Below are 22939 nucleotides of genomic sequence, written 5' to 3'. Positions count from 1 at the left end.
AACGCGTACTTTTATTTTTCTAATTATTTTTAACAAAGCTAACGCGGATTTGCAATCCGTGTGATTTAAATACATTCCTTAATGTTAATATTTTCGCACGGAAAACATTTCCGCGCTAGCATTATACCTATAGATTAATCTATTTTCTTCTAAAAATAGCTTTTTAACAAAGTGTGCGTTTGCCCTGTCATTCCATATCAAGGGTTTTGTATCTTCGTTATTTATTTGTAACTTAGATTAAAGTTAAAAAAGAACAACCTATGAAAGGAATTATATTAGCTGGAGGAAGCGGTACTCGTCTTCATCCTTTAACCTTAGCCGTTAGTAAACAATTAATGCCCATCTATAATAAGCCAATGATTTATTATCCATTGTCAGTGCTTATGATGGCAGGAATACAAGAGATTTTAATCATCTCAACTCCACACGACCTTCCTCATTTTGAAAGATTATTTGGAACAGGAGAAAACTTGGGCTTGAAATTTAGTTATAAGGTACAGAAAGTACCTAATGGTTTGGCACAGGCTTTTGTTTTAGGTGAAGAGTTTATCGGTGATGATAAAGTGGCTTTGGTCTTAGGAGATAATATATTTTATGGAGAAGGTTTAAGTAAATTACTTCAGGCTAATAGCGATCCTGATGGTGGTGTTGTATATGCTTATCACGTAAATGATCCAGAAAGATATGGTGTAGTAGAGTTTGATGATAATCACAACGCTATCACAATTGAAGAAAAACCAGAAAAACCGAAAAGTCATTATGCTGTTCCTGGTCTGTATTTCTATGATAACTCAGTTATAGAAGTAGCAAAAAATATAAAGCCAAGTGCTAGAGGTGAGTATGAAATTACCGACGTAAATCGTCATTATTTAGAAGAGGGTAAACTAAAAGTTGGTATCCTTGGACGTGGTACAGCCTGGTTAGATACCGGAACCTTCGCTTCATTAAATGAAGCTTCTCAGTTTGTGGAAGCCATCGAAAACCGACAGGGTTTAATGATAGGAGGAATAGAAGAAGTCGCCTATAGAATGGGCTTTATTGACAAAGACCAGTTGAGAAAGTTAGCCGAGCCGTTGGTAAAAAGTGGCTATGGTCAATATTTAATGAATATTTTAAATTAGCTTTTGACCTAGTATAGAATAGTGCTGATAAATAAAATGGCAGAATAAATATTTATTCTGCCATTTTATTTTTGTTAGCATCATTACTACTCTCTATTTAAAATCTCATCGTAGCGACCAGATTTCACTTCTTCATCCAGTTGTTTATACCAGTCTTCACCATATTTTCTGATGAGTGGCTCTTTTAGGAATTCGTAAATGGCCGATTGCTCTTTCTTACCTTTAAGTAAAGCGAGGTCGCAAATTTCCCATTTGTGATAATTGATGGCCTCAAAATCTTTATATTGACTAATTCTGATGGGGTATAGATGGCAAGAGATGGGTTTGTAATAATTGATTTTTCCTTCTCTATATGCTTTTTCAATAGCACATAAGGCGATTTCACCTTCAAAATATACAAAAGCACATTCTTGTCCTTTTACCAAGGTAGTTACAAAGTCTCCATCGCTATCATAGTCAAAAATACCATTTTTACGAACGGCGGCTTTTCCACTTTTGGTCATATAGGGTTTTATCTCATCAAGACAATCCTCTATAACTCCTATTTCTTCCTCTTCTAAAGGAGCTCCACTGTCTCCTTGAATGCAACACTCACCATGGCAGGCATTTAAGTCACAACTAAATTGTTTCTTGACAACCTCCTCCGAAATAATTGTTTTTCCTATTGATATCATTTGGCAAAAGTAAAATTATTTATAGATAACAGGGTATAGTGAAGATTATATATATACAATTTAGATATCATGAAGTTAAAGGGAAATATAGAACTAAAAAAGAGGATGCTACATCAGTAATATCCTCTTTTAAAATATCTTAACAGAACTATTTTTTTGCAGTTCTTGTTGTTCTTGTTGCCGCAGCATATTCTTTAGAATTAAAATCTAAAGAACGCATAATCATTTCGGCTTTCTTATGGTATAAATCCATCTCTGCTCTAATAGGATCGACTCCTTTTGTAGACTCTGCTTTACTTTGATTATACTGTGTTTTAGACCAGCTAATGAATTTCATAATATATGAAAAAGCTTCAATCTGATCTCTTTTTGGAAAATCTTTGAGTTCCTCGATAAGGATTTCAGTGAAGGTGTCATCACCTTTTTCATCCCAAACGTTTAGGACTTCTTTTTTCTCCTTGGAGTTTATTTTTAAATATTTGTCGAAAACTTGATTTACAAATTTCGTTTCTTTGGAAGTAACTTCGCCGTCAACACCAGCAATAGCTACCATTCCACCGTATATAAGCTGTTTAAATGAAAATAATGCCATAATGTGATTAATTATAATTACCCTACAAATATAAGAAAACATTGTTATTTTCCTAAATCAAATTGTTTTTTGCGTATAAAAAACTATTTTCCGTTTGGCTTTGTTTATTTAGTGTTTTGAGCTAAAATAGAAATAGAGCTACTTTTTGTTATTAAGTAATAATTGTTGAATTTTAGTATTCTTTAACCTAAACCTCGCTTAATATTTTTTTAAGTTTGCTTTTTATTCAATGCTATGAACCAAATCAAGAGGATCCTACTGAAAATGACTATGCTACTAGCTTTTATGCTTAGTGGGTTTTTGGTATTTTCACAAGGAAAGGAAAGCTTAGCATTCGAAAGAGGTGAGAGTCTTAAATATTGGGTGTATTATGATGCCCCATTAATAGGAAAGGTTTATGCTGGAAAAGCAACCTTGGAAATTGCCAAAGACAAAGATTTCTTTAATGGAAGAACAACATTTCATGCCATTGGTAGTGGCCGTTCAACAGGTTCTTTTGATTTCTTTTTTAAAGTTCGAGATAAATTTGAATCATGGTTCGATGAAGAATCTTTAAAACCTTACCGGTTTGTTCGAAGGACGAATGAAGGCGGATATAAGGTGGAAGATGATGTAGATTTTGATTACTTGAACATGACCGCTCGTTCTCGTCAACAAGAAATTTCTATTGGTTTGAATACTCAGGATATGGTGTCCGCTTTTTATTTTGCTCGAAACCTGGATATAGATAGTATTCAGGTGGATGATAATTTCCCAATAGATTTCTATTTAGATGATTCGGTATATACTTCTGCTATTATTTACAAAGGAATTGAAATTGTAGAAACCAGTATGGGGAAATTTCGTTGCCATAAGTTTCTTCCTATGGTGATAACTGGGGAGGTTTTTGATAATCCCTATCCTATGAGTCTTTGGATTACTGATGATAAAAATAGAATACCTATTTTAGTGAAATCAGAAATTATTGTTGGTTCTATTAAAGGGGAACTATTCGAATACAAGAACCTTAAATATCCTTTGGGCTCTAAACTCAGTAAGAAGAAAAGGAACAAGTAATCCTGTTAAAAAACATAAAAGCTTTATTTCTTAAGTATACTTCTGTTTACTTTGTGATATGAAAGAATTTTGGAATGAGAGATACCAAGGTGATGAATATGCTTATGGTATGGCGCCTAATAAATATTTAAAAACAGTTTTAAATCGAGTCCATCAAAAGGGTTCTGTGTTGTTTCCTGCAGAAGGAGAAGGACGAAATGCGGTTTATGCTGCTCAATTAGGATTCGGTGTAACTGCCATCGATTTTAGTGATGGTGGAAAAAGAAAGGCTGAGCAATTAGCAAAAGAAAAAGGAGTTTCTATTACATATCATGTTGCCAATCTTCAAAATATCGAATTGGAAGAGGAAAGTTATGATATTTTAGTCCTGATTTTTGCTCACTTCCCTCCTCAAATACGTCAGCTAATTCATCAAAAATATCAAAAATATTTGAAAAAGTATGGAATCGTTATACTAGAAGGCTTTTCGCAATCTCATCTTGAAGTTAGTAAAGAGAATGAGAGAGGAAGTGGCCCAAGAGACGTGAAGATGCTATTTACTAAAGAAATGATTGAAGAAGATTTTTTAGGATTTGAAACTATAGAGTTATCTGAGGAGGTCGCTGTTTTAAATGAAGGTGAGTTTCATCAAGGCAAAAGTTCACTAATTAGATATATGGGAAGGAAGATTTAGTAGATGGGTAAAAGAGTCAATCAAGAGGAAGGGAGTTTTCCAGCTTATGAACTTCGTCATAATGAACAGGTGGTGGATTTTGCTATCCGTTCTGTTGAGGAAGTTATAGAGATGTTTGGGCATCATACTGATACGCCGCATAGCCACAATTACCACACGGTGCTTTGGTCGCAAAATTATTCTGGTCGGCATATTATCGATTATAAGGAATACGAAATGCGACCAAACGATATCTTCTTTGTGAGTCCTGGTCAAGTGCATCAAGTGGACCATTCAGAGAATCCAAAGGGAATGGTGATTTTGTTTTCATGCGATTTTTTAGCCAAGAATGATATCAGTGATACTTTTATTTCTAACCTCAACCTTTTCTCCGATATCGGAAGCACTCCTCCGATTCAAATCTCACACGATTCGGCTTATCAACTCCAAGAACTCGTCTACAAAATTCGCGAACTACTCCCCAAAAACGATCCTTTTAAATTTGATAAAATTGGAGCTTACCTCAAACTATTTCTAATAGAATGTAGTCCTTATTCTCATCCTCCAAAAGCTGAAGATAGCGATCAGTTTCTACAAGCTGGTGGGCAACTAGTCAAGAGTTTTAAATCCCTATTAGAATCTAATTTCAAATCATGGCATAAAGTAGCTGACTATGCCAAAGAATTAAAAATATCATCAGACTATTTGAATAATGTAATAAAGTCAAGTATGAACAAGACTGCAAAAGAACTCATTCAACAAAGATTGATTTTGGAAGCTAAGCGCTTGGGATTGCACACCGAACTTAGTTCTAAAGAAATTGCATTTCAAATAGGATTTCAAGAATCCTCACATTTTAGTCGCTTCTTTAAAAAGGAAGAAAATATATCTTTCACTCAGTTTCGACAGTCCTTAACAAACTCTTAACTAGCTATATCGGATTTTGACATCATCCTCTTGGATTTTGATATCATTCACCTTGAACCTTGCCGTTATCTTTGCATTATAAAATTCAAGGAGGAGAAATGAAGAAAAACATCATAAAATCTGATAGTAGAGGTGAAGCAAATTATCAATGGCTACAAGCCAGGTATAGCTTTAGTTTTGCTGGATATCAGAATAGAGATAGAATGCATTTTGGTGCACTTCGGGTTTTGAATGATGATATTATTCAAGCCGGAACAGGATTTGGAGAGCATCCCCATGATAATATGGAAATTATTACCATTCCTTTGCGAGGAGCAATAAGTCATAAAGATTCCATGAATCATGAGGAGGTGATTGGAGTAAATGAAATTCAGGTGATGAGTGCTGGTACTGGAATATTTCATTCTGAAGAAAATGCCAGTAAATCCGAAGATATCAATTTACTACAACTATGGATATTTCCAAATGAAAGCAATGTAAAGCCTGTTTATGATCAGAAATATTTTCATCCAGAAGAAGCTCAGAATACGTGGCAACAATTAGTTACCAGCGTGACTAAACCCGATGGTAATGCACTGACGATTCATCAAGAAGCTAAAATATCACGAGTATTTATGGAAGCAAATTCTTCGATAAATTATCACCTGGAGGAGTCTAGTTATGGTGTATATCTTTTTATTATTGATGGAGAGGTTGAAATAGAAGGGGAGGCTTTAGAAGCACGAGATGCCATGAGTTTATCAGAAATTCAAGAAACAAAAATAAAGGCCAATCGGTCGGCTTATGTATTGTGCATAGAAGTTCCGAATATTAAGTAGAATTAAATAACAATTAAAAACAATAATGATGAATACAATAAAATCAATATTAGCAGCCGTTATCATATTAGCAAGTGTAGGTGTAATGGCACAGAAAGTAGAAATAGATACCGATAAATCGAGCCTAGAATGGTTGGGAAAAAAGGTAACTGGAGAACATAATGGAAGCATTAGTTTACAAGAAGGTTATGTGGTGATGGAAGGCAAAGCCTTAAAAGGAGGTGAATTTGTAATCGACATGAGCAGTATTGTAAATGCAGATATTGAAGATGCTGAATACAAAGCCAAGCTTGAAGGTCATTTAAAGTCTGAAGATTTTTTCGGAGTTGAAAAATTTCCAACAGCCAAACTTGTGATTAGTAAAAGCTCCAAATTCAAAAAGGATAAAGCCAGTGTTATGGGGGAGTTAACCATAAAAGACATTACTTTACCTATTGAGTTTGAAGTGAAAAAAGATGATGGAAAAATGATGGCCACAGTAGTAGTTGATCGTTCTAAATATGATGTTCGCTACGGTTCTGGTTCTTTTTTCGAGGGCTTAGGCGATAAAATGATTTATGATGATTTTACGCTTACAGTGACTTTGGTTACAAAATAAAATAATAGTATCTCCTCAATTTGATGGTTTTATTATCATTAAATTGAGGTTTTTTATGGAATGAAGAATGTGGCAATGAGTGTATAACTGGAAAAGGGGTGTTGTAAATTGTAACTTTGTTGCTTAAATCAGTTTATGAGATTATTAGCGACCATCCTCCTGTTTGTTTTCTCAGTTTCAGTCTTGGCTCAAGGTAATACTAATAAATATTCTATTAATCCTAAGATTGGAATGAGCTATGATGTGAATACAAAACCTTGGAAATCTTATGGCTTAGGGGTTAATATTTTTTCACTTAAGGATATTTATACTGGAAGTTTTCTGCGATTTAATGAGATAGAATTGTTTGGTCCATCGGAGCCTAGAGAGAATAGAAATGATCTTAGTTTCATGCTGGGAAGATATTTTGGGAGTCGTGTTTTTAGATTTGAATGTCAGTTTGGCTTGAGTTTAGTATGGGGGGGGTAATAGAGGAGCAAAATTATACCATACTGTTTCTGGTTATCAATATGCTACCGAAAACTATTCTAAATTAGGACTTCCTTTAAAGCTTGGTTTTAAGCTAATTCCTCTTGATTTTATGAGTATTGGCCTTGATTTCCAGGCCAGTATTAATTCAGAATTTAGCTTTTTTAGCACATTTCTTAGTTTAGAATTTAGTGTTCTGCGTAATAGCATAAAATCCAGACCAATAGATTAACAATAATTTGATTTTTCGATTTAAGATCCCTATAAAATATTGCTATCTTTGCTCCCCTTAAAATAGTTAAGAATAATAATATATAAATTTATGTCAGAATTACTTACCACAAATCTTCCTTATAAAGTTGCCGATATTTCTTTGGCCGAATGGGGAAGAAAAGAATTAGATATCGCAGAAAGCGAAATGCCAGGCCTGATGTCTCTCCGTGAAAAATACGGTGAAACTAAGCCATTGAACGGAGTTAGAATCATGGGTTCATTACACATGACCATTCAAACTGCTGTTTTAATTGAAACTTTGGTGGCTCTTGGCGCTGATGTAAGATGGTGTAGCTGTAATATATTTTCTACGCAAGATCACGCTGCAGCTGCTATTGCTGCTACTGGTGTTCCTGTGTTTGCTTGGAAAGGCGAAACTTTATCAGAATACTGGTGGTGTACAAATCAAGCTTTAAATTTTCCTGGTGGAAAAGGCCCTCAACTTATTGTTGATGATGGTGGAGATGCTACTCTATTAATCCACAAAGGGTATGCTGCTGAAAAAGATGCAACTGTTTTAGATTACAAGCCTGAAACTGAGGAAGAAGGTGAGATTTTAAAGCTTCTTAAAGGATTATTAAAAGAGGACCCTACAAGATGGGAACGTACAGTTGCTGAATGGAAAGGTGTTTCTGAAGAAACAACAACAGGTGTTCACCGTTTATATCATATGTTTGAAAATGGTGAATTATTAGTTCCAGCTATCAATGTGAACGATTCCGTTACTAAATCTAAATTTGATAACCTTTATGGATGCCGTGAGTCTTTGGCTGATGGTATCAAGAGAGCTACAGATGTGATGCTTGCAGGTAAAGTTGTTGTGGTTGCAGGATATGGTGATGTAGGAAAAGGTTCTGCTCATTCTATGAGATCTTATGGTGCTAGAGTTATAGTTACTGAGATTGATCCTATTTGTGCTTTACAAGCTTCTATGGAAGGTTTTGAAGTAACTACCATGGAGGAAGCAGTTAAAGAAGGAAATGTATTTGTGACTACTACTGGTAACAAAGACGTCATTACAGCTGAGCACATGAGTCAAATGAAAGATCAAGCTATTGTTTGTAATATTGGACATTTCGATAACGAAATCCAAGTGGTACAAATGGAAGCCATTCCTGGTGTTGAGAAAATCAATATCAAACCTCAGGTTGATCGTTATAATTTCCCTGATGGACATTCTATCTTCCTATTGGCTGAAGGCCGCTTAGTGAACTTAGGTTGTGCTACAGGTCACCCAAGTTTTGTAATGAGTAATTCTTTCACCAATCAGACTTTAGCTCAAATTGACCTTTGGGAGAAGAAAGATGAGTATGAAGTTGGCGTTTATCGCTTACCTAAATATTTAGATGAAGAAGTAGCTCGTTTACACCTAGCAAAAATTGGTGTGAAATTAACAGAACTTTCTAAAGAACAAGCTGATTATATTGGCGTTAAAGTGGAAGGTCCTTATAAAGCTGATCACTATAGATATTAGAGTTTAGCTTATCGGAACAAGAAAAAGATGTCATCGCTTTAAGCTATGACATCTTTTTTTTTTGTTTTGGTGGCTTTACCTTTTGAGCACCAGTTCATTAGCGCTATCACTATTCCAATCAATCATCATCTGACGGAAAATAGCATATTCTTCTAAGCTCAATGTTCGTTCGTAAACTTCAATCTTTTGAGAATGAACATTCATAGGGCCTTTTTCGGCCATCATATCAATGATGACAGGATTGATGGTTAATGATTTTGTCACAAAGATTTTCCCATCTTTTCTTTTGACTTCTACTTTCATTTTGGCAAAAGACTCGTCATACTCCATTAAAACTTCTTTTTCTACCCATTCCACACTTTTCGGTAGGGTGATAGAATATTCGTAGACCTCCTCAATTGCTTCTACTACTAAAGGAAACTCTCTATTTGCAGGCAAAGTATTAAAATGTTGAGCTGCAATGCCATTTCTCATTTGAGGAAGTTTCCAGAAATAATAATTCTCTTGCTTTTCGATTTTTCCTTCGTCTTTAATGGCAATGGTGAATTTAGCATTTGAGTTTCCTGAGTATGAGGCTTCAACCTTTTTCTCTTTGTCAAAGGCTAAGCCATTGCTGAAGTTCCTAGTAATACTATTGGTGTCTTCATATAAAGCCAAAGCATCGAAACAGCTTCCATTGAGTTTGAATTGTAGCTGACCAAATATTTGGTTATCGGGATCAATAGTGATTTGAGCATTCAGATAAATTCCAGCTTTTATTTTCTTCAAAGTAATGACCTTGGCTGTTTTTAAATCCAGCATTAAATCGCTTGGAAAATCTAAATCCATAGATTTCTGATTGATTTGAGTGGCTGATAATACAAAGCTTTCCGGCCCTTTTATTTGAACCAAAACACCAAAGTGCTTGAAGTTTGCAAGGTCAGCGATTTGGCTGTGCCATAGTTTCTCTGGCATGAACCCCATTACTTTGGCATCAAATCCAGCTGCTTGTAGTGTTTTTGATAGAAGTATAGACTTCTCTATATCATTTCCAATATTAGCATTCCAAACTTGACTTGGAGTTTGAAGCATGTAATTATGCCATTCCATGGGGAAATGTTTGCTCGAAATATTATCTGCAATATATTTCTGAATGTTTAAAGCCAATTCCATTTTAGTTTTGGCTTCTTTTTTCCAGTTATTTACTTTCTTCAATAAACTAGAAGGTAATTGATCATCCATGGCTTTATTGGCATTAAAGGCGTTTAATGCGCTTGTCATATCGGGGAAAGTAGAGAATGATAATGTTGGGGCTAAATTGTAATTAGCAGGAGCGGATTGCTCAAAAGCTCGTTGACTAATTTTACCAAAAGACCATTTATAAGAACGGTATTTACCATTATTAGACTCCTCAGGTTTTAATTCACTATTCATTAATTCGAACTTCAATGCTCTTCTCGCTGGAACTTTAATCACCACTTTGTAATCTTCCACTGGAACACTCTCTGAGAGGATTTCTGTGCCCATCATTTCTGTCATGAATCCAGGTTTTGAAATCACAGAATATTCTAAATAAATGGTACAACCCACATCTAATCCAGTATGGGTAATCACCATTTCTTCCATTTGATTATAGGCTGGATAATCAGAAGCCGCTCTTGGCAAAACAATATTAAATGCGTTTGCAGGAGCCTCCACTTTGCGTCCATTATTCATAATGGTATAGGACTTGTGGATTTTCAGTTTCTGGAAGTCTGGATTGTAAACCACAAAAGTTTCTCCGAATAATCTGTTGAACGCATAAGGAGTAAGTAATTTTACCTCTTTATAGTATTTGAACTCTATGCTGCCATCGGTATGCATAATATGTTCTTTCTTTATTTTCTTGAAAACAGCATCTGTTTCCTGAGTAAAGCCCATTGTTGTCAGAAATGCTATTGTTATTAGGATAATATATTTCTTCATGATTTTTCTTTTTTCTTCGTGCCTCTTGGTGACTTCTTCGTGGTTCTTTGTGTAATAATTAAATCACACAGTAACATTAAAGGAACCAAAACGGCACAGAGTTTTGTTATTTCTTCAAGATGATTTTTTGATCGGCAAAATGATTCTGGTTGAGGACTGCTTGGCGATACTCTGGCCATTCTTCAGCTTCATAAACTCTTTTTCCTAAGCTTATGGTTTCAGAAAACTGGAGTTTCTTTCCATTTAGCTCATATCCACCATCGAAGCTAACGTATTCAGATGAAACTTTATCAGCAGTTGGAAGTGGAAGTGCTTCATCGTATTTAGGTAGTTCAACCTCTTCATTAATTTCTACTAATCGAGAACAACGATCTTTAAATCCGAATTTCTTGTTTTCTGCAGCAGTATTGGTATAAAGATGTGCCATTGCTCTTTTGAATACGCCAGATGCCATTGGAGGAGTGAAGATAATTTCATTCGCGCCTACAAAGGCATAATCTGGAATTTCATAATGATAAGTAATGGAAACGGGTTCTTCTAAATATTTATCATTGTCAGTATGAGTGACTTTAGTTAATCGAGCATTGGGGTGTAGATTTAGTAATTCTTTCTCTAAATTCTTGTCCCATTCTGTGCGTAATCCGGAGAATACTCTTCTCACAGAAGCATCAGATTGCCCTTCGGCAGTGATGGTAAAGCTACCTTTTAGTAAACCAGCTTTATCTAGTTTAGATTTCCCATTGATTCTCACATAATGGTTTTCAGGTGGAGAAATAGGAGTGTACATTAAATCGGCGCCATCGGGTAATCCCATTAAATAACCTTGTTGTTGCTCAGCGCTCGACCATAATTCTCTAACACCGGGAACCCAAGTAGGGTCGAGTAACTGATAATCGCCATTTCTTCTTTTAACCACTGTTACCGAATGGTTAAACTGGTCGGCAGGTACATCATCTATTCTTTCACCAGCCATTGTCATGGCGGCATAAGATTCAAATCCTGCAGCTCTTAAGAATGAAATTAATAAGCTGGCTTTATCCTTACAAACACCACATCTGTCGGTGAAGTTCATCTCTGCATTATGTAAGGTGAACCCTTCTCCTTCGCCCATGGATATGCCCGAATATCTCATATTGTCGGCAACCCAGTGTGTGAGAACAGAAATACTATCTAACTCTGTTTTGCTCCCTTTTAGAAGTTCATTTACAAATTCTTGAACTTCTTGAGTCGGTGTAAAGGCATCATAATCTTCATTTACAGTATAGAACCATTTTCCTTTGGCATACCAATCAGGACTTGTTGACATCAACAGCTTGGTATTTACATTGTTTTTGCTCACCATTCCTGATTCTCTTTCAGCAGGCATAATGTTTCTTTTCGTAAATATGTATTCAATGCGCTCCCCTTGGAATTGTAATTTGGAAGTTAACTCTCCATAAAATATCTCATACTGCAACATTTTATCCTTAGGGATACTTAAAACATACGTTTTTTCCAGTATGGGTTCGTTGCTCCAAAAAGGAACGATATCATAAAAATGGCCTCGCATTGGAGGTATATATTTGTCATTGTCATCATCACTAGCTCCTTGTAAAAGCGCATAAGTATAGCCTTTTTTAAAGGTGATGATTTCTAATGCATCTCCTGGCTCTAAACGACCAACTTCAATCATCTTTTCACGTGCTCCCCAGTAAATAGCTCTTGCTGGTGCCGCATAATCTAGTACTGGGTTTTCAATGGTTTTAGTATCTCCATTGGCTTTATGTATAATTACTTTTTGAATTTCCACATAAGCAGAAAGAGGATCGTAACCCACTTTTACCACATGGTTGTTTTTTGCACCTTGTAAGGTTAAGATTTTAACCAATTTATGCATTTGGTAATAACTAAGACCAGTAGGTTGCATTTCAACAGAGGTGCTGTCAAAAATCACTACCACATCAGATTTAGGAAATGTTTTGGAATCTCCTGCTTTAGCGATGAGATCTTGCATATTCTGAGCCTGAAGTATCAGCGCAAAGAATAACATAGCCATCATTATGGATATTTTTTTCATGTGTTTGTTTTTAAAAGATGGGCTAAGTTAGGAATATTTGTAAAACAAAACCCATTAAAACGACCTTAAAGACATCGTTTTAATGGGTTATAAATTAACCTGAAAAAAGGTTTAACAGCTAGCTTGGTTAAGCATTCTCTATTTTTTAGCTTTAATAGAACAGCCTACTGCTTTAGTTAGGTTAGGTTCAGGTTTCTTACCAGCTAAGAGAGCATCAATGGCATCAGACAGATAGGTTTTTTCCACCAGTGATGCATCTTTTGAATTATCATCAATGGCTCCTATATAGGAAACAACAAATTTGCCATTTTCATTATTTAACAAATAAACATGTGGCGTTTTTGTGGCTCCATAAACGGGATATACTTCTTGATTCTCATCGAAAAGATAGGGGAAAGAGAATCTTTTTTCTTTGGCTCTTATTTTCATGTTTTCGAAAGAGTCTTCAGGATAGGAGATGGGATCATTAGGGTTGATGGCCACTACTGGAAATCCTAAGTCCTTATATTTCTTATCTAAGGCAATAATTCTGTCTTCATAGGCCACAGAAAAAGGACAGTGATTACAGGTAAAAATGATTACGACTCCTTTTTCAGAACTATATTCTGAAAGAGAAACCATTTGGTTATCGATGTTTTTCAAGTTAAAGTTCATGGCCTCATCACCAATTTTATAGCCTTGAGCAAATGTGAAGGAAGTCACTAGAAGCAATAATATAAAAAGATTAATTTTTTTCATTTCATTTTAGTTTAATTTCGGTAATATCTATAAGCTCTGAATAGGTTAAGGTGGAATTATAGAATTCCTTTTTTTGTTTTTGAATGATTTGTGTGACCGGAATATCGCCATCCCAATCTTTATTTACTTTATTAATCCAAACATTAGCATCATCATCTAATACTACCACTTCTGCTTGAATTCCATTTTCTCTAATAAATGGTTTGACTCTTGAATCAATCTGCGAAGGAAAGTCTAAGCTGACTAAAATCATTTTAAACTTCTGATCTTTCAGTAAAGTATTCAGTTTGATAAAATCAGGAAGTTCCTCTACACAGGGTTTACACCATGTGGCCCAATAATTGACCAAATATAAGGTGTCTGAATCATTCATGTATTTTTTTTCTAATTCATGAAACTTAATGACTTCAATGTTTTGACCCATAACTATAAGAGGAGCCAGTAAGATGAAAAGGATAAATGTTTTAAAAGATTTCATAATTCCTTATTATTAAGTGTGATACAAAAATACAACAAAGAATTCGCTTTTGTTTTCTTTTACTCAAACTGAATTTATAATGAATTGTTATTATTCATCATTTAGGAAATCTGTGATTTTTAGATACTCTTTAAACCTTATTCAGGTATATTGGACTTTTTAATTGTTCTTTACTTCATGTTTGTTTTATATTTGTCTAAAATTATCCAAATTAAATAATCATGATAAAACAATCTTTACTAATTGTTTTAGGGCTGTTGTTGACACTGCCTTTTGCCTTAATTGGCCAAAATGAAACAAAAGAAGCACCGAAGTCTGAAAGTAATACTTTTATTTATAGGCCTAAGAAAGGGGAGTTTCATATTGGTATTCAAGATATAAGAGTGAACTTTTATGAAGGTGAGAAGACCTATATTAACATATCACCAAGAATTGGATATATGATATCTAATAAAGATATGGTATTCGCAGATGCCTTTTTTTCTAACCTATTTGTTTCTAATTCTTATAAAAATTTTGAATTTGGTCTGAATTATAGAAGATATTTCAGAGAATTTACATTTCAACCATTTGCTCAATTGGGGATAGGTCATGGGCATATAGAATATCCTAGTTATGATTTTATTGCCGATAGAGATGATGATTATATATATGTAAATATTGGAGTTGGAGTATCGTATCGATACAAAAGATGGTCTTTTGAAACGGGTTTAGAAATATTGTTAAATGACACAAATATTCGTAATGTTTCCATAAAGCCTATGCTTGGTGCTTCTTTCTCTTTCTAGTTTAAGTACCAAGAGTGCCAGGAATTGAAGAAATCAACATCTTGGTATATTCGTTTTTTGGGTTTTTATATAACTCATCGGCTTCTTCTATTTCTACAAACTCCCCTTCTTGCATTACCATGATTCTGTCGCTCATATATTTCACCACTGATAAATCGTGGGAGATGAACAAGTAAGAGAGCTGGAATTCATCTTTTAAATCGTTGAGGAGGTTGAGGATTTGAGCTTGCACTGATACATCTAAAGCGGAAACCGATTCGTCACAAATGATAATTTCTGGTTTCATGGCAAGCGCTCGAGCAATGGAGATTCTTTGTCTCTGCCCGCCTGAGAAGTCTGAAGGCTTTTTGTTAAATTGGTCTTGAGTGATTCCTGTTTTCTCGAGTAATAAAAGAGCCTCTTCTTTGGCTTTAGTTTTGGAGTAGTTTAAGTGGACCAACATGGGCTCCATCACTGTTTGACCTATGCTGATGGCGGGATTTAATGAGCCATAAGGGTCTTGAAAGATGATCTGCATTTTCTGACGAAATTGCCTCCATTCTCGATTTGAAAACTGGAGGATATCTTGCTTGTCCCACCAGATTTTACCCGATTCACTTTTTAGCAATCCCAATAATGCTCTACTCAAAGAAGTTTTTCCGCAACCCGATTCACCCACCAAACCCAAAGTCTCGCCTTTGTATAATTCAAAGTTGACTGATTTTACAGCTTGATGTCTTTGTTTTACCCTCCCCAAAATATTTTTTTTCATCACATAAGAAACCACCAAGTCTTCTATCTTTAACAGAGGAGGTTTGGAATACATGTTTTCATGAATAGCCTTCCTTTTTTTTGGAGCTATATAAACTATTTCTTTAGATTGGTGGCCTTGCAAGAAATCACTAACAGATGCTAATCTTCTTGGTCTTTTGTCAAGAGGAGGTCTGCAAGCCATTAAGGCTTTTGTATAATCATGTTGAGGGTTATTCAATACTTGCTCCACTTTTCCACTTTCTACTAGTTTTCCTCTAAACATGACTGCAATTTCATCTGCGATATCTGCTACTACTCCAAGATCGTGTGTAATGAATAATACACTAGTATTATACTTCTCTTTGAGGTTTTTAATGAGATCTAAAATGGTTTTTTGTACAGAAACATCTAAGGCAGTGGTAGGCTCGTCGGCTATTAAGAGTTCTGGTTCATTGGCCATAGCCATGGCAATCATTAATCTTTGTTTTTGTCCACCGCTGAGTTCATGAGGATAGCTTTTATACAATCTTTCAATATCAGGAAGACGAACGGCTTCCATTATTTGAAGAACCTTTAATTTGAGCTCTTTTGCAGATACTTCATGATGTATAGCGATAACTTCACTTAATTGCTTACCGCATTTTTGAACTGGGTTTAATGCGCTCATGGGTTCTTGGAAAATCATCGAGATTCTATTTCCTCTCAATTTTCGGAACTTTTCTGGCTTCATTTGTAATAGCTCCTCTTTTTCATTATCTTTGAGCTGCAGTATGATTTGGCCCTCAGTGATTTCTGCTTTTTGATGGAGTAGTTGCATGATAGCCATAGAGGTGATGGATTTTCCAGATCCCGATTCTCCCACCAATCCTACCGTTTTACCACGGGGAATGGTTAAACACAAATCATTAACCACCACTTTTTTGCTTGTGGCTTCAGGAAAAGCTATACTTAAATTTGATATCTCTATGGTGGATGTCAATAGAATGAAGATTAAAGATTAACGCATCAAATATAATCATTATGATTCAATCCTTGTTAGAAGATTTTTTGAATTTGATTTACCCCAGAACCTGCATGGCTTGTGGTAATACCTTGTTTCGTCATGAGGAAGTCATTTGTTCTCACTGTTTGATTCACTTACCTAAAACCTTCTATCATAAAGACCCTAAAAACCCCTTATTGAGTTTGTTTTGGGGAAAGATTCCAATCGAGATGGTATCTTCTTTCTATTTTTATAATAAAGGAAACAAGGTTCAGAATCTGATTCATCAATTGAAGTATAAAAAGCAACCTGAAATTGGGGTTTATTTGGGTAAAAGATATGGCGTTTTTCTAAAGAAAAGCGAATGTTTTAGGCATGTTAATTTGATAATTCCAGTGCCTCTTCATCATTCAAAGCAAAAAATTAGAGGTTATAATCAGGCAGAAATGATAGCAAAAGGTTTGTCGGAAAGCATGGATATTCCTTATGATTATACTAGCTTTATTAGAAGTTCTGAAACAGAAACTCAAACTAAAAAAACCAAACTCGAGCGTTGGGAAAATGTGAAGAATAAATTTAAAGTAGAGGAGGTCGATAAGTTGAAAAATCAGCATATTCTATTGGTTGACGATGTGATTACCACAGGGTCTACTTTAGAAGCTTGTGCACAGGTGTTATTGGAAGTAGAAGGAGTAAAAATTAGTATGGTGAGTATGGCAGCTGCTCATAGATAGTGCTTGCCAGAAAACGCCAATTTCTTCGTTACTCTTGTTTTGAAAATAGTTATTTACAAATGTAAACGCCTGATTTTCAAAACTGCGAAAACCTCGAACTTGACGCCTTCTGACAAAGCACTCCAAAAATCAGTAGTTTTCTTGCTGACACTAGATAGTAGTTTTAAGGGAATTGCATAATTATTGAAATTGGACTATTAAAGCCAATCTTTCATCTAACTACTTCGTTGCCTATTTTTTAAAGTCCTCATTTACAATAGTAAACTGTGGGTTTGAGAAATCTGCCGCCTCGTATTTGAATGAAGTATTAACCTATTAAATGGTCTTGCTCTATTGCATAAAAAAAAGATGTCATCGCTCTAAGCGATGACATCTTTTATCTTTTTTTGAAAATTGTTTTACTTCAAACCACGCTTTTTCAAAAGAGGATCAATACTTGGCTCTTGGCCACGGAAGTTTACAAATAACGTCATTGGGTCATCTGAACCACCTCTTGAGATGATATTGTCTCTTAGGCTTTGACCTAATTCACGGTTGAATAAACCTTGTTCAGCAAATGCTTCAAAGGCATCACTGTCTAATACGGCTGCCCAGATATAAACATAATAACCAGCTGCATATCCTTCACTACTAAATGCATGAGAGAAATAGTTCGTTCTATATCTTGGAATGATAGCATCAATTAAACCCAGTTCATCCATAGTGTTTTGCTCGAAAATATTCATGTCAACATCTGCTGCTTTTGGTGCAGTATGATAAGCCATATCTAATAAGCTAGCAGCTAAATACTCTGTAGTCACAAAGCCTTGGTTGAACTGGCTACTCTTTTGTAATTTCTCTATTAAATTCTGAGGAATCAATTCACCTGTTTTATAATGAAAAGCATATAGCTCTAACATTTCTGGTTGTAAAGCCCAGTTCTCCATAATTTGAGAAGGAAGTTCAACAAAATCTCTTTTCACTGAAGTACCACTAATGCTTTGGTATTCCACATTAGATAAGAAACCGTGTAAAGCATGTCCAAATTCATGGAATAATGTTTCCACTTCATCAATACTTAATAAAGATGGAGCATCGGCTGTTGGTTTAGTGAAATTACATACGTTTACAATAATTGGAGCAACAAAATCTTCTCCAGCACCTGATTGCTTACGATAAGCTTCCATCCATGCGCCACCTCTTTTTGAGCTACGAGGGAAGAAATCAACATAGAAGATACCCACATGAGTTTTTCCATCAGCTTCTAAAATCTCATAAGTCTCAACATCTTTATGATAAACGGGAAGGTCAGTTCTTTTCTTGAATTTAAGGCCATATAGTCTACCTGCCAATTCAAAAGCACCTTTTTTAGTTTGCTCTAAAGAGAAGTAAGGACGCAATTCATTTTCATCAAGGTCGAATTTTTCTTTTCTTAATTTTTCAGTATAATACCACCAATCCCAGCTTTTTAATTCACCTTTTACGCCACTTTTATTCATGATGGCTTGTAATTCAAAAGCTTCTTGTGTAGCTTTTGCTAATGATGGTTTCCAAAGATCCATTAATAGTTTATACACATTTTCTGGAGTTTGAGCCATGTTTTTAGCAATGGCATATTCTGCAAAATTGTTGAAACCTAATAGTTGAGCTTTTTGTTCTCTTAAAACTAGAATCTCAGCAATAATTGTATTAGTACTATAAGGTTCTTTTTTGCCTCGATTCATCCAGGCAGTATAGAGTTCTTCTCTTTTTGCTCTGTTATCGGCATATTGCATAAAAGGAATCCAGCTTGGCTTATCTAATGTGAAAGCCCATCCTGTTTTACCTTTTTCTTTAGCGACAACAGCTGCTGCTTCTTTTACTGAGGCTGGTAAGCCTGCTAATTCTTTCTCGTCTTCTATCAACATGAAAAAGTTATTACCTTCTTCTAGTAATAAATGACCGAACTTAGGATATAAAGAAGCTAATTTTTCATTGATGACTCTTAACTTTGCTTGGTCAGCATCGTTTAAATCGGAACCTCCTCTAATAAATCCTTTGTATAATATGTCAAGCAATGCTTTTTGTTCTTGGTTTAATGCTTGATCGTTTCCTTTTTCGACTTCGATATTCATATCTTTTTGTTGATCAGCAACGGCTTTCACCTTTTTAAATAAACCAGCATTGAGCATGATGTTGTCTTTGTGGTTAGCCAATTTTGGTGCGATTTTACCAGTAATAGCTGTTAAGTCGGGGTTAGTGTTAGCTTCAGTTAAGTTGAAGAATACACCACTCACTCTTCTTAAGTCTTCACCACTTTTGTCTAAAGCAATAATGGTATTCTCAAAAGTAGGAGCTTCAGTATTGTTTACTATAGCAGCAATCTCGTCGTTTTGAATTTCAATGGCTCTTTCAAAAGCTGGCATATAATCAGCTTCTTTTATTTTATCAAATGGAGGAACGCCAAATGGAGTATCCCACTCTGCAAAAAATGGATTTTCAGTCATGTCTTTTTCTGGGGCTTTGTTTTCGCAAGCCGATAGCATAATAACTGCCATCAACAATAATAAAGATATCTTTCTCATTATGGATTAATTATTAACGTTTGTTAGAAAGACAAAAATAGAGGTTTAGAATGAGCAAAATGATAAAATGACACATTTACCCATCAAAATGGAACAGTTCTAATTTGCTATAGCAATGCAAGCAAACCTTAGCTAACTAGTATAAGCTGATTAGGATGAATGGTTACTAGGTTTGGGAATCTTTTCTTTCCCCAGTTATATAATTCTATAGACTCTTCTGGAGTGAGCATTTTATAAGCTTTCTTAAGTTCTTTCTTGAATAGACTCGTATCAATAGTCATTTTTTCAAGTATCATTTTACAATAATGCAACATAGACTCAGTTTTTTTTGATGCTTTATTAAATAACTGGTCGAGCTAATATTTAGTATAAATGGCTTTGTTAAGAAAGATTAAAAATACAAAATGAAATATCCATTATCAAGTTATACAAGGCAAAAAAAGGTTGGCAGATAGCGTTTACCCTTTTTTAGCTCTGAAAGAAAAATAAAAACTATATATTTGAAATAAATTATAGTCAGATGAATAAATATGCCATTCTCATTTTTGCCCTTTTGTTTAACATCAGTTCTTGTATGATTGCTCAGGAAAATGACAATACAGTAAAAGTCTCCTCTTTAGAAAGGAGTATTACCAAAGGAAAAGATATTTATATATCAGGTGCTATAATAGAAGGTGAACTTGACTTTACAAAGCTCACAGATTATTATGTGGAAGGACCTCATATTAAAAGAGGAACGATATCATCCTCAATAACTTTCATCAATTGTTCTTTTTCAGATAATATTCTGGCATATAAGAGTGAAGGAAAAACTGATCATAGAATCAGCTTTATAAAAAACATTACTTTCATTAATTGTGAATTTAATGCTGATGTTATTTTGAAAGAAATTGTCGTGAATGGGCTTGCCAATTTTTCAAAGAGTACTTTTGAAGGTATTATAGATATTGAAGGTGCTGATTTTAGAAGTATTGACAATTATTTTGCTGAATGTATTTTTAATGGCAAATTTAAAGCCCAAAGAACTTGTTTTAATGGTAATGTTAATTTTTTGAAATCAGAATTCTTTGGATTGGCTAGTTTTCAGCATGCTACTTTTAATGGAGATGTTCAGTTTGGGGCATGTGTGTTTTATGACCATCTAGATTTATCTTTAATCAAAGCCACCGATAATTTTATTATGAATTACGTGATTTTGCATAAAAAAGCCATTATGAATAATGGAAATTATATGGGAAGAGTTGAATTTCAACAGACTGTTTTTAATGCACCAATCGAAATGAAAGGAAATGTTTATACTTTTCCTGTGAAGTTTAATAATGCTATAATTGAAGCAGAAATCTCAGTTGACAATTCCAGGTTTTTATCTGGAATGCCTGAACTTGATAATATAAATAGTGATAAAGGTCTATCAATTGATTTTTCAAAAGCTCAAATATCTACCTTACAAATAATACAGAATTAATTTAAAATATCGCGATATGAAAAATATTAAATACCTTTCAATAATAGGCACTATAGTATTTGCCTTTGTTATGTCAGTAAGCCTTTCTTCATGTGATAAGGATGGAAACTTGTTACTTGAAGACGAAGAATTGGCAATAGTATTAGGTTGGCTGTTTGATGGAGCAACAGATGAAAATCACGAAGAGATTGAAGACGATGTGGTTATTGATCCCGAACCTGTTGATCCCAATGATTTACCTAGTTCAGTTAGTATGCTGTCTAATTTTCCTCCTATTGGTGATCAGGGTCAATATGGAACCTGTGTATCATGGGCTGTCGGTTATAATTTGCGCACAGCTTTAGAAGCACAAGACAAAGGTTATTCAAGTACTGATTTACAAGATCCTTCCAAGCAATTTAGTCCTAAATATTTATTTTGGGCTATTCCTAATAATTTAAAAGGTTCCAGTTGTGATGGAACAAATTTTGAATATGCCTTTGATGTCATGTTATCTTCTGGAATAGCTACACATTCAACTGTTCCCTATGAGAGTTTAGGCGACTGTTCTTCAGCTACCCAATCTTCTTGGGATAATGAGGCTAATAATTTTAAAATTGATAATTATAGAGAGATTCCCGAGTTAACTCAAAATAGTCAAGTGGATTCAGAAATAAAAATTAACCTCTTGAAAAAATATTTGGCCCAAGGACGTCCTATTGCTTTCGGTGCTAAATTGGGAGATAATTTTATGTCCTGGAATTCCGATGATGTGATTTCTTCAGATTCTTATGCCTATAATGGTCAGCATGCTTATCATGCCATGACTCTTTCTGGCTATAATGACAATAAAGGTATTGGCGGAGGAGCATTTGAAGTTGTAAACTCTTGGAATACTACTTGGGGAAATAGTGGTCGTATATGGGTTGATTATGACTTCTTTGTTGACGAGTTCTGTTTTGCTGCTTTTGTAGCGGCAATAGAACCTGGAATAGGTTATAATCCTGAAGAAGATAATTCAAGTGGAAAAGACCTTATTGCTTGGAATCTTATTGATGAAACGAACCCAGAGAGTAGTAGTCCTTTAGATAGAGTTATTACCTATGAAGTTTATAATATTGGCCAGGAAGCCATTCTTGCAAGTGAAGATTGGAATATATCCTATGTGATATACAATGCTTATGATGCTAGTGAATTCGATATATTAATCTATGATTATTATTCTGATGATTATGGAAATTATGGAGAAGATGGGCTTTTAACAGAAGAAATGGGAGATGTTTATGGTATGGCTGCTAACTGGTGGAATTATATTGATGTGCCAGCAGGAGCTGGTGTGGCTGAAACACTTTATGGAGAAGAGGATGCGTCTTTCTATTTTCAATATACCATACCAGAGTATACCGGAGACTATTACTTAGTGATGATTGCTGATGGTTTTGATGGTATAAGTGAGTCAGATGAGACCAATAATTATTTCTATTTTACTGGTGCCGATGGTGAACCTCTTAGAATTGAAAATGGTATCATTACAGGTAATGTGAAAAATTTGAAAAGCATGCAAATGACAAGCAAGCCTAAAAAGGGAGATAGCTCGCCCATTCCTACTGCTCGTACGCAACGAAACCTGAATACCTATAGACCTCACCTCATTCAAAAGGTAATAAAGTCACAAAAAGAAAGTGGTGAATGGCAAGAAAGATTGAATAGATTTAAATCGGAAAACCCAGCTGCGAAAAAATATAAAGTAAAGAAATAGCATTAATGACTATTATAAATTGAGAAATAAAAAAAGCCAGATTTATCTGGCTTTTTTTATTTGTTTTATTTCTGCTTAAGAGTGTCCA

21 protein-coding genes are annotated in these 22939 nt (G+C 34.8%); 12 read left to right on the top strand and 9 right to left on the bottom strand.

The window, feature by feature from the left end; translation table 11 throughout:
* Positions 1–260 precede the first annotated feature (260 nt).
* On the top strand, positions 261–1121 hold the full coding sequence (gene rfbA, locus HNS38_RS14045; protein ID WP_172278297.1) for a glucose-1-phosphate thymidylyltransferase RfbA: 861 nt from the start codon (positions 261–263) through the stop codon (positions 1119–1121).
* An 86-nt stretch (positions 1122–1207) separates the two neighbouring features.
* On the opposite strand, the gene HNS38_RS14040 is transcribed toward rfbA, so the two are convergent.
* Positions 1208–1795 (bottom strand): DUF3109 family protein, encoded by a 588-nt coding sequence (locus HNS38_RS14040; protein WP_172278299.1) that lies wholly within the window; start codon positions 1793–1795, stop codon positions 1208–1210.
* A 148-nt stretch (positions 1796–1943) separates the two neighbouring features.
* Complete coding sequence (locus HNS38_RS14035) at positions 1944–2387, bottom strand: TerB family tellurite resistance protein (protein WP_172278301.1); 444 nt, start codon at positions 2385–2387, stop codon at positions 1944–1946.
* Positions 2388–2651: 264 nt separating this feature from the next.
* On the opposite strand from HNS38_RS14035, the gene HNS38_RS14030 reads away from it, so the two are divergent.
* From HNS38_RS14030 to ahcY, 7 genes are all read left to right on the top strand, one after another.
* Complete coding sequence (locus HNS38_RS14030; RefSeq protein WP_172278303.1) at positions 2652–3443, top strand: DUF3108 domain-containing protein; 792 nt, start codon at positions 2652–2654, stop codon at positions 3441–3443.
* A 58-nt stretch (positions 3444–3501) separates the two neighbouring features.
* Positions 3502–4116, top strand: coding sequence for a bifunctional 2-polyprenyl-6-hydroxyphenol methylase/3-demethylubiquinol 3-O-methyltransferase UbiG (locus tag HNS38_RS14025; protein ID WP_172278305.1), 615 nt, complete (start codon positions 3502–3504; stop codon positions 4114–4116).
* A gap of 3 nt (positions 4117–4119) precedes the next feature.
* Entirely contained in the window at positions 4120–5022 is a 903-nt protein-coding gene (locus HNS38_RS14020; RefSeq protein ID WP_172278307.1) for a helix-turn-helix domain-containing protein, read from the top strand.
* 98 nt (positions 5023–5120) lie between these two features.
* On the top strand, positions 5121–5840 hold the full coding sequence (locus HNS38_RS14015; RefSeq protein WP_172278309.1) for a pirin family protein: 720 nt from the start codon (positions 5121–5123) through the stop codon (positions 5838–5840).
* 28 nt (positions 5841–5868) lie between these two features.
* On the top strand, positions 5869–6438 hold the full coding sequence (locus tag HNS38_RS14010; RefSeq protein ID WP_216663729.1) for a YceI family protein: 570 nt from the start codon (positions 5869–5871) through the stop codon (positions 6436–6438).
* A 135-nt stretch (positions 6439–6573) separates the two neighbouring features.
* Positions 6574–6906, top strand: a complete 333-nt coding sequence (locus tag HNS38_RS14005; protein ID WP_172278313.1) for a hypothetical protein — start codon at positions 6574–6576, stop codon at positions 6904–6906.
* Positions 6907–7228: 322 nt separating this feature from the next.
* Positions 7229–8653, top strand: coding sequence for an adenosylhomocysteinase (gene ahcY, locus HNS38_RS14000; protein WP_172278315.1), 1425 nt, complete (start codon positions 7229–7231; stop codon positions 8651–8653).
* Between the two features lie 75 nt (positions 8654–8728).
* On the opposite strand, the gene HNS38_RS13995 is transcribed toward ahcY, so the two are convergent.
* The 4 genes from HNS38_RS13995 to HNS38_RS13980 form a co-directional block, all read right to left on the bottom strand.
* Entirely contained in the window at positions 8729–10597 is a 1869-nt protein-coding gene (locus HNS38_RS13995) for a DUF3857 domain-containing protein (RefSeq protein WP_172278317.1), read from the bottom strand.
* A gap of 106 nt (positions 10598–10703) precedes the next feature.
* Positions 10704–12653 carry a DUF3857 and transglutaminase domain-containing protein gene (locus tag HNS38_RS13990; RefSeq protein ID WP_172346629.1) on the bottom strand — a complete coding sequence of 650 codons (1950 nt, stop codon included), beginning with the start codon at positions 12651–12653 and terminating at the stop codon, positions 10704–10706.
* Between the two features lie 138 nt (positions 12654–12791).
* On the bottom strand, positions 12792–13391 hold the full coding sequence (locus HNS38_RS13985; RefSeq protein ID WP_172346628.1) for a thioredoxin family protein: 600 nt from the start codon (positions 13389–13391) through the stop codon (positions 12792–12794).
* 1 nt (position 13392) lies between these two features.
* Complete coding sequence (locus HNS38_RS13980; RefSeq protein WP_172346627.1) at positions 13393–13869, bottom strand: TlpA disulfide reductase family protein; 477 nt, start codon at positions 13867–13869, stop codon at positions 13393–13395.
* Between the two features lie 221 nt (positions 13870–14090).
* Here HNS38_RS13980 and HNS38_RS13975 point away from each other — a divergent pair, with 221 nt between their 5' ends.
* Positions 14091–14657 carry a hypothetical protein gene (locus HNS38_RS13975; protein WP_172278325.1) on the top strand — a complete coding sequence of 189 codons (567 nt, stop codon included), beginning with the start codon at positions 14091–14093 and terminating at the stop codon, positions 14655–14657.
* Position 14658: 1 nt separating this feature from the next.
* On the opposite strand, the gene HNS38_RS13970 is transcribed toward HNS38_RS13975, so the two are convergent.
* Complete coding sequence (locus HNS38_RS13970; protein WP_172278327.1) at positions 14659–16368, bottom strand: ABC transporter ATP-binding protein; 1710 nt, start codon at positions 16366–16368, stop codon at positions 14659–14661.
* Positions 16369–16409: 41 nt separating this feature from the next.
* Between HNS38_RS13970 and HNS38_RS13965 the strand changes: the two genes are divergently transcribed.
* Entirely contained in the window at positions 16410–17105 is a 696-nt protein-coding gene (locus HNS38_RS13965) for a ComF family protein (RefSeq protein ID WP_172346626.1), read from the top strand.
* Between the two features lie 398 nt (positions 17106–17503).
* On the opposite strand, the gene HNS38_RS13960 is transcribed toward HNS38_RS13965, so the two are convergent.
* The gene (locus HNS38_RS13960; protein WP_172278331.1) at positions 17504–19648 is read right to left on the bottom strand and encodes a M3 family metallopeptidase; all 2145 of its coding nucleotides are present in this window, start codon (positions 19646–19648) and stop codon (positions 17504–17506) included.
* 128 nt (positions 19649–19776) lie between these two features.
* Positions 19777–19962: a hypothetical protein gene (locus tag HNS38_RS13955; protein WP_172278333.1), complete on the bottom strand. Its 186-nt coding sequence runs from the start codon at positions 19960–19962 to the stop codon at positions 19777–19779.
* A gap of 206 nt (positions 19963–20168) precedes the next feature.
* Between HNS38_RS13955 and HNS38_RS13950 the strand changes: the two genes are divergently transcribed.
* A complete protein-coding gene (locus tag HNS38_RS13950) occupies positions 20169–21113 on the top strand; it encodes a pentapeptide repeat-containing protein (RefSeq protein ID WP_172278335.1) in 945 nt (314 codons plus the stop codon).
* A 16-nt stretch (positions 21114–21129) separates the two neighbouring features.
* Positions 21130–22851, top strand: coding sequence for a C1 family peptidase (locus tag HNS38_RS13945; protein ID WP_172278337.1), 1722 nt, complete (start codon positions 21130–21132; stop codon positions 22849–22851).
* Positions 22852–22939: the final 88 nt, after the last annotated feature.

The sequence above is a fragment of the Lentimicrobium sp. L6 genome (genome assembly GCF_013166655.1).
Classification (GTDB): Bacteria; Bacteroidota; Bacteroidia; order Bacteroidales; family UBA12170; genus UBA12170.
This window is presented reverse-complemented; position numbering and strand designations above follow the sequence as displayed.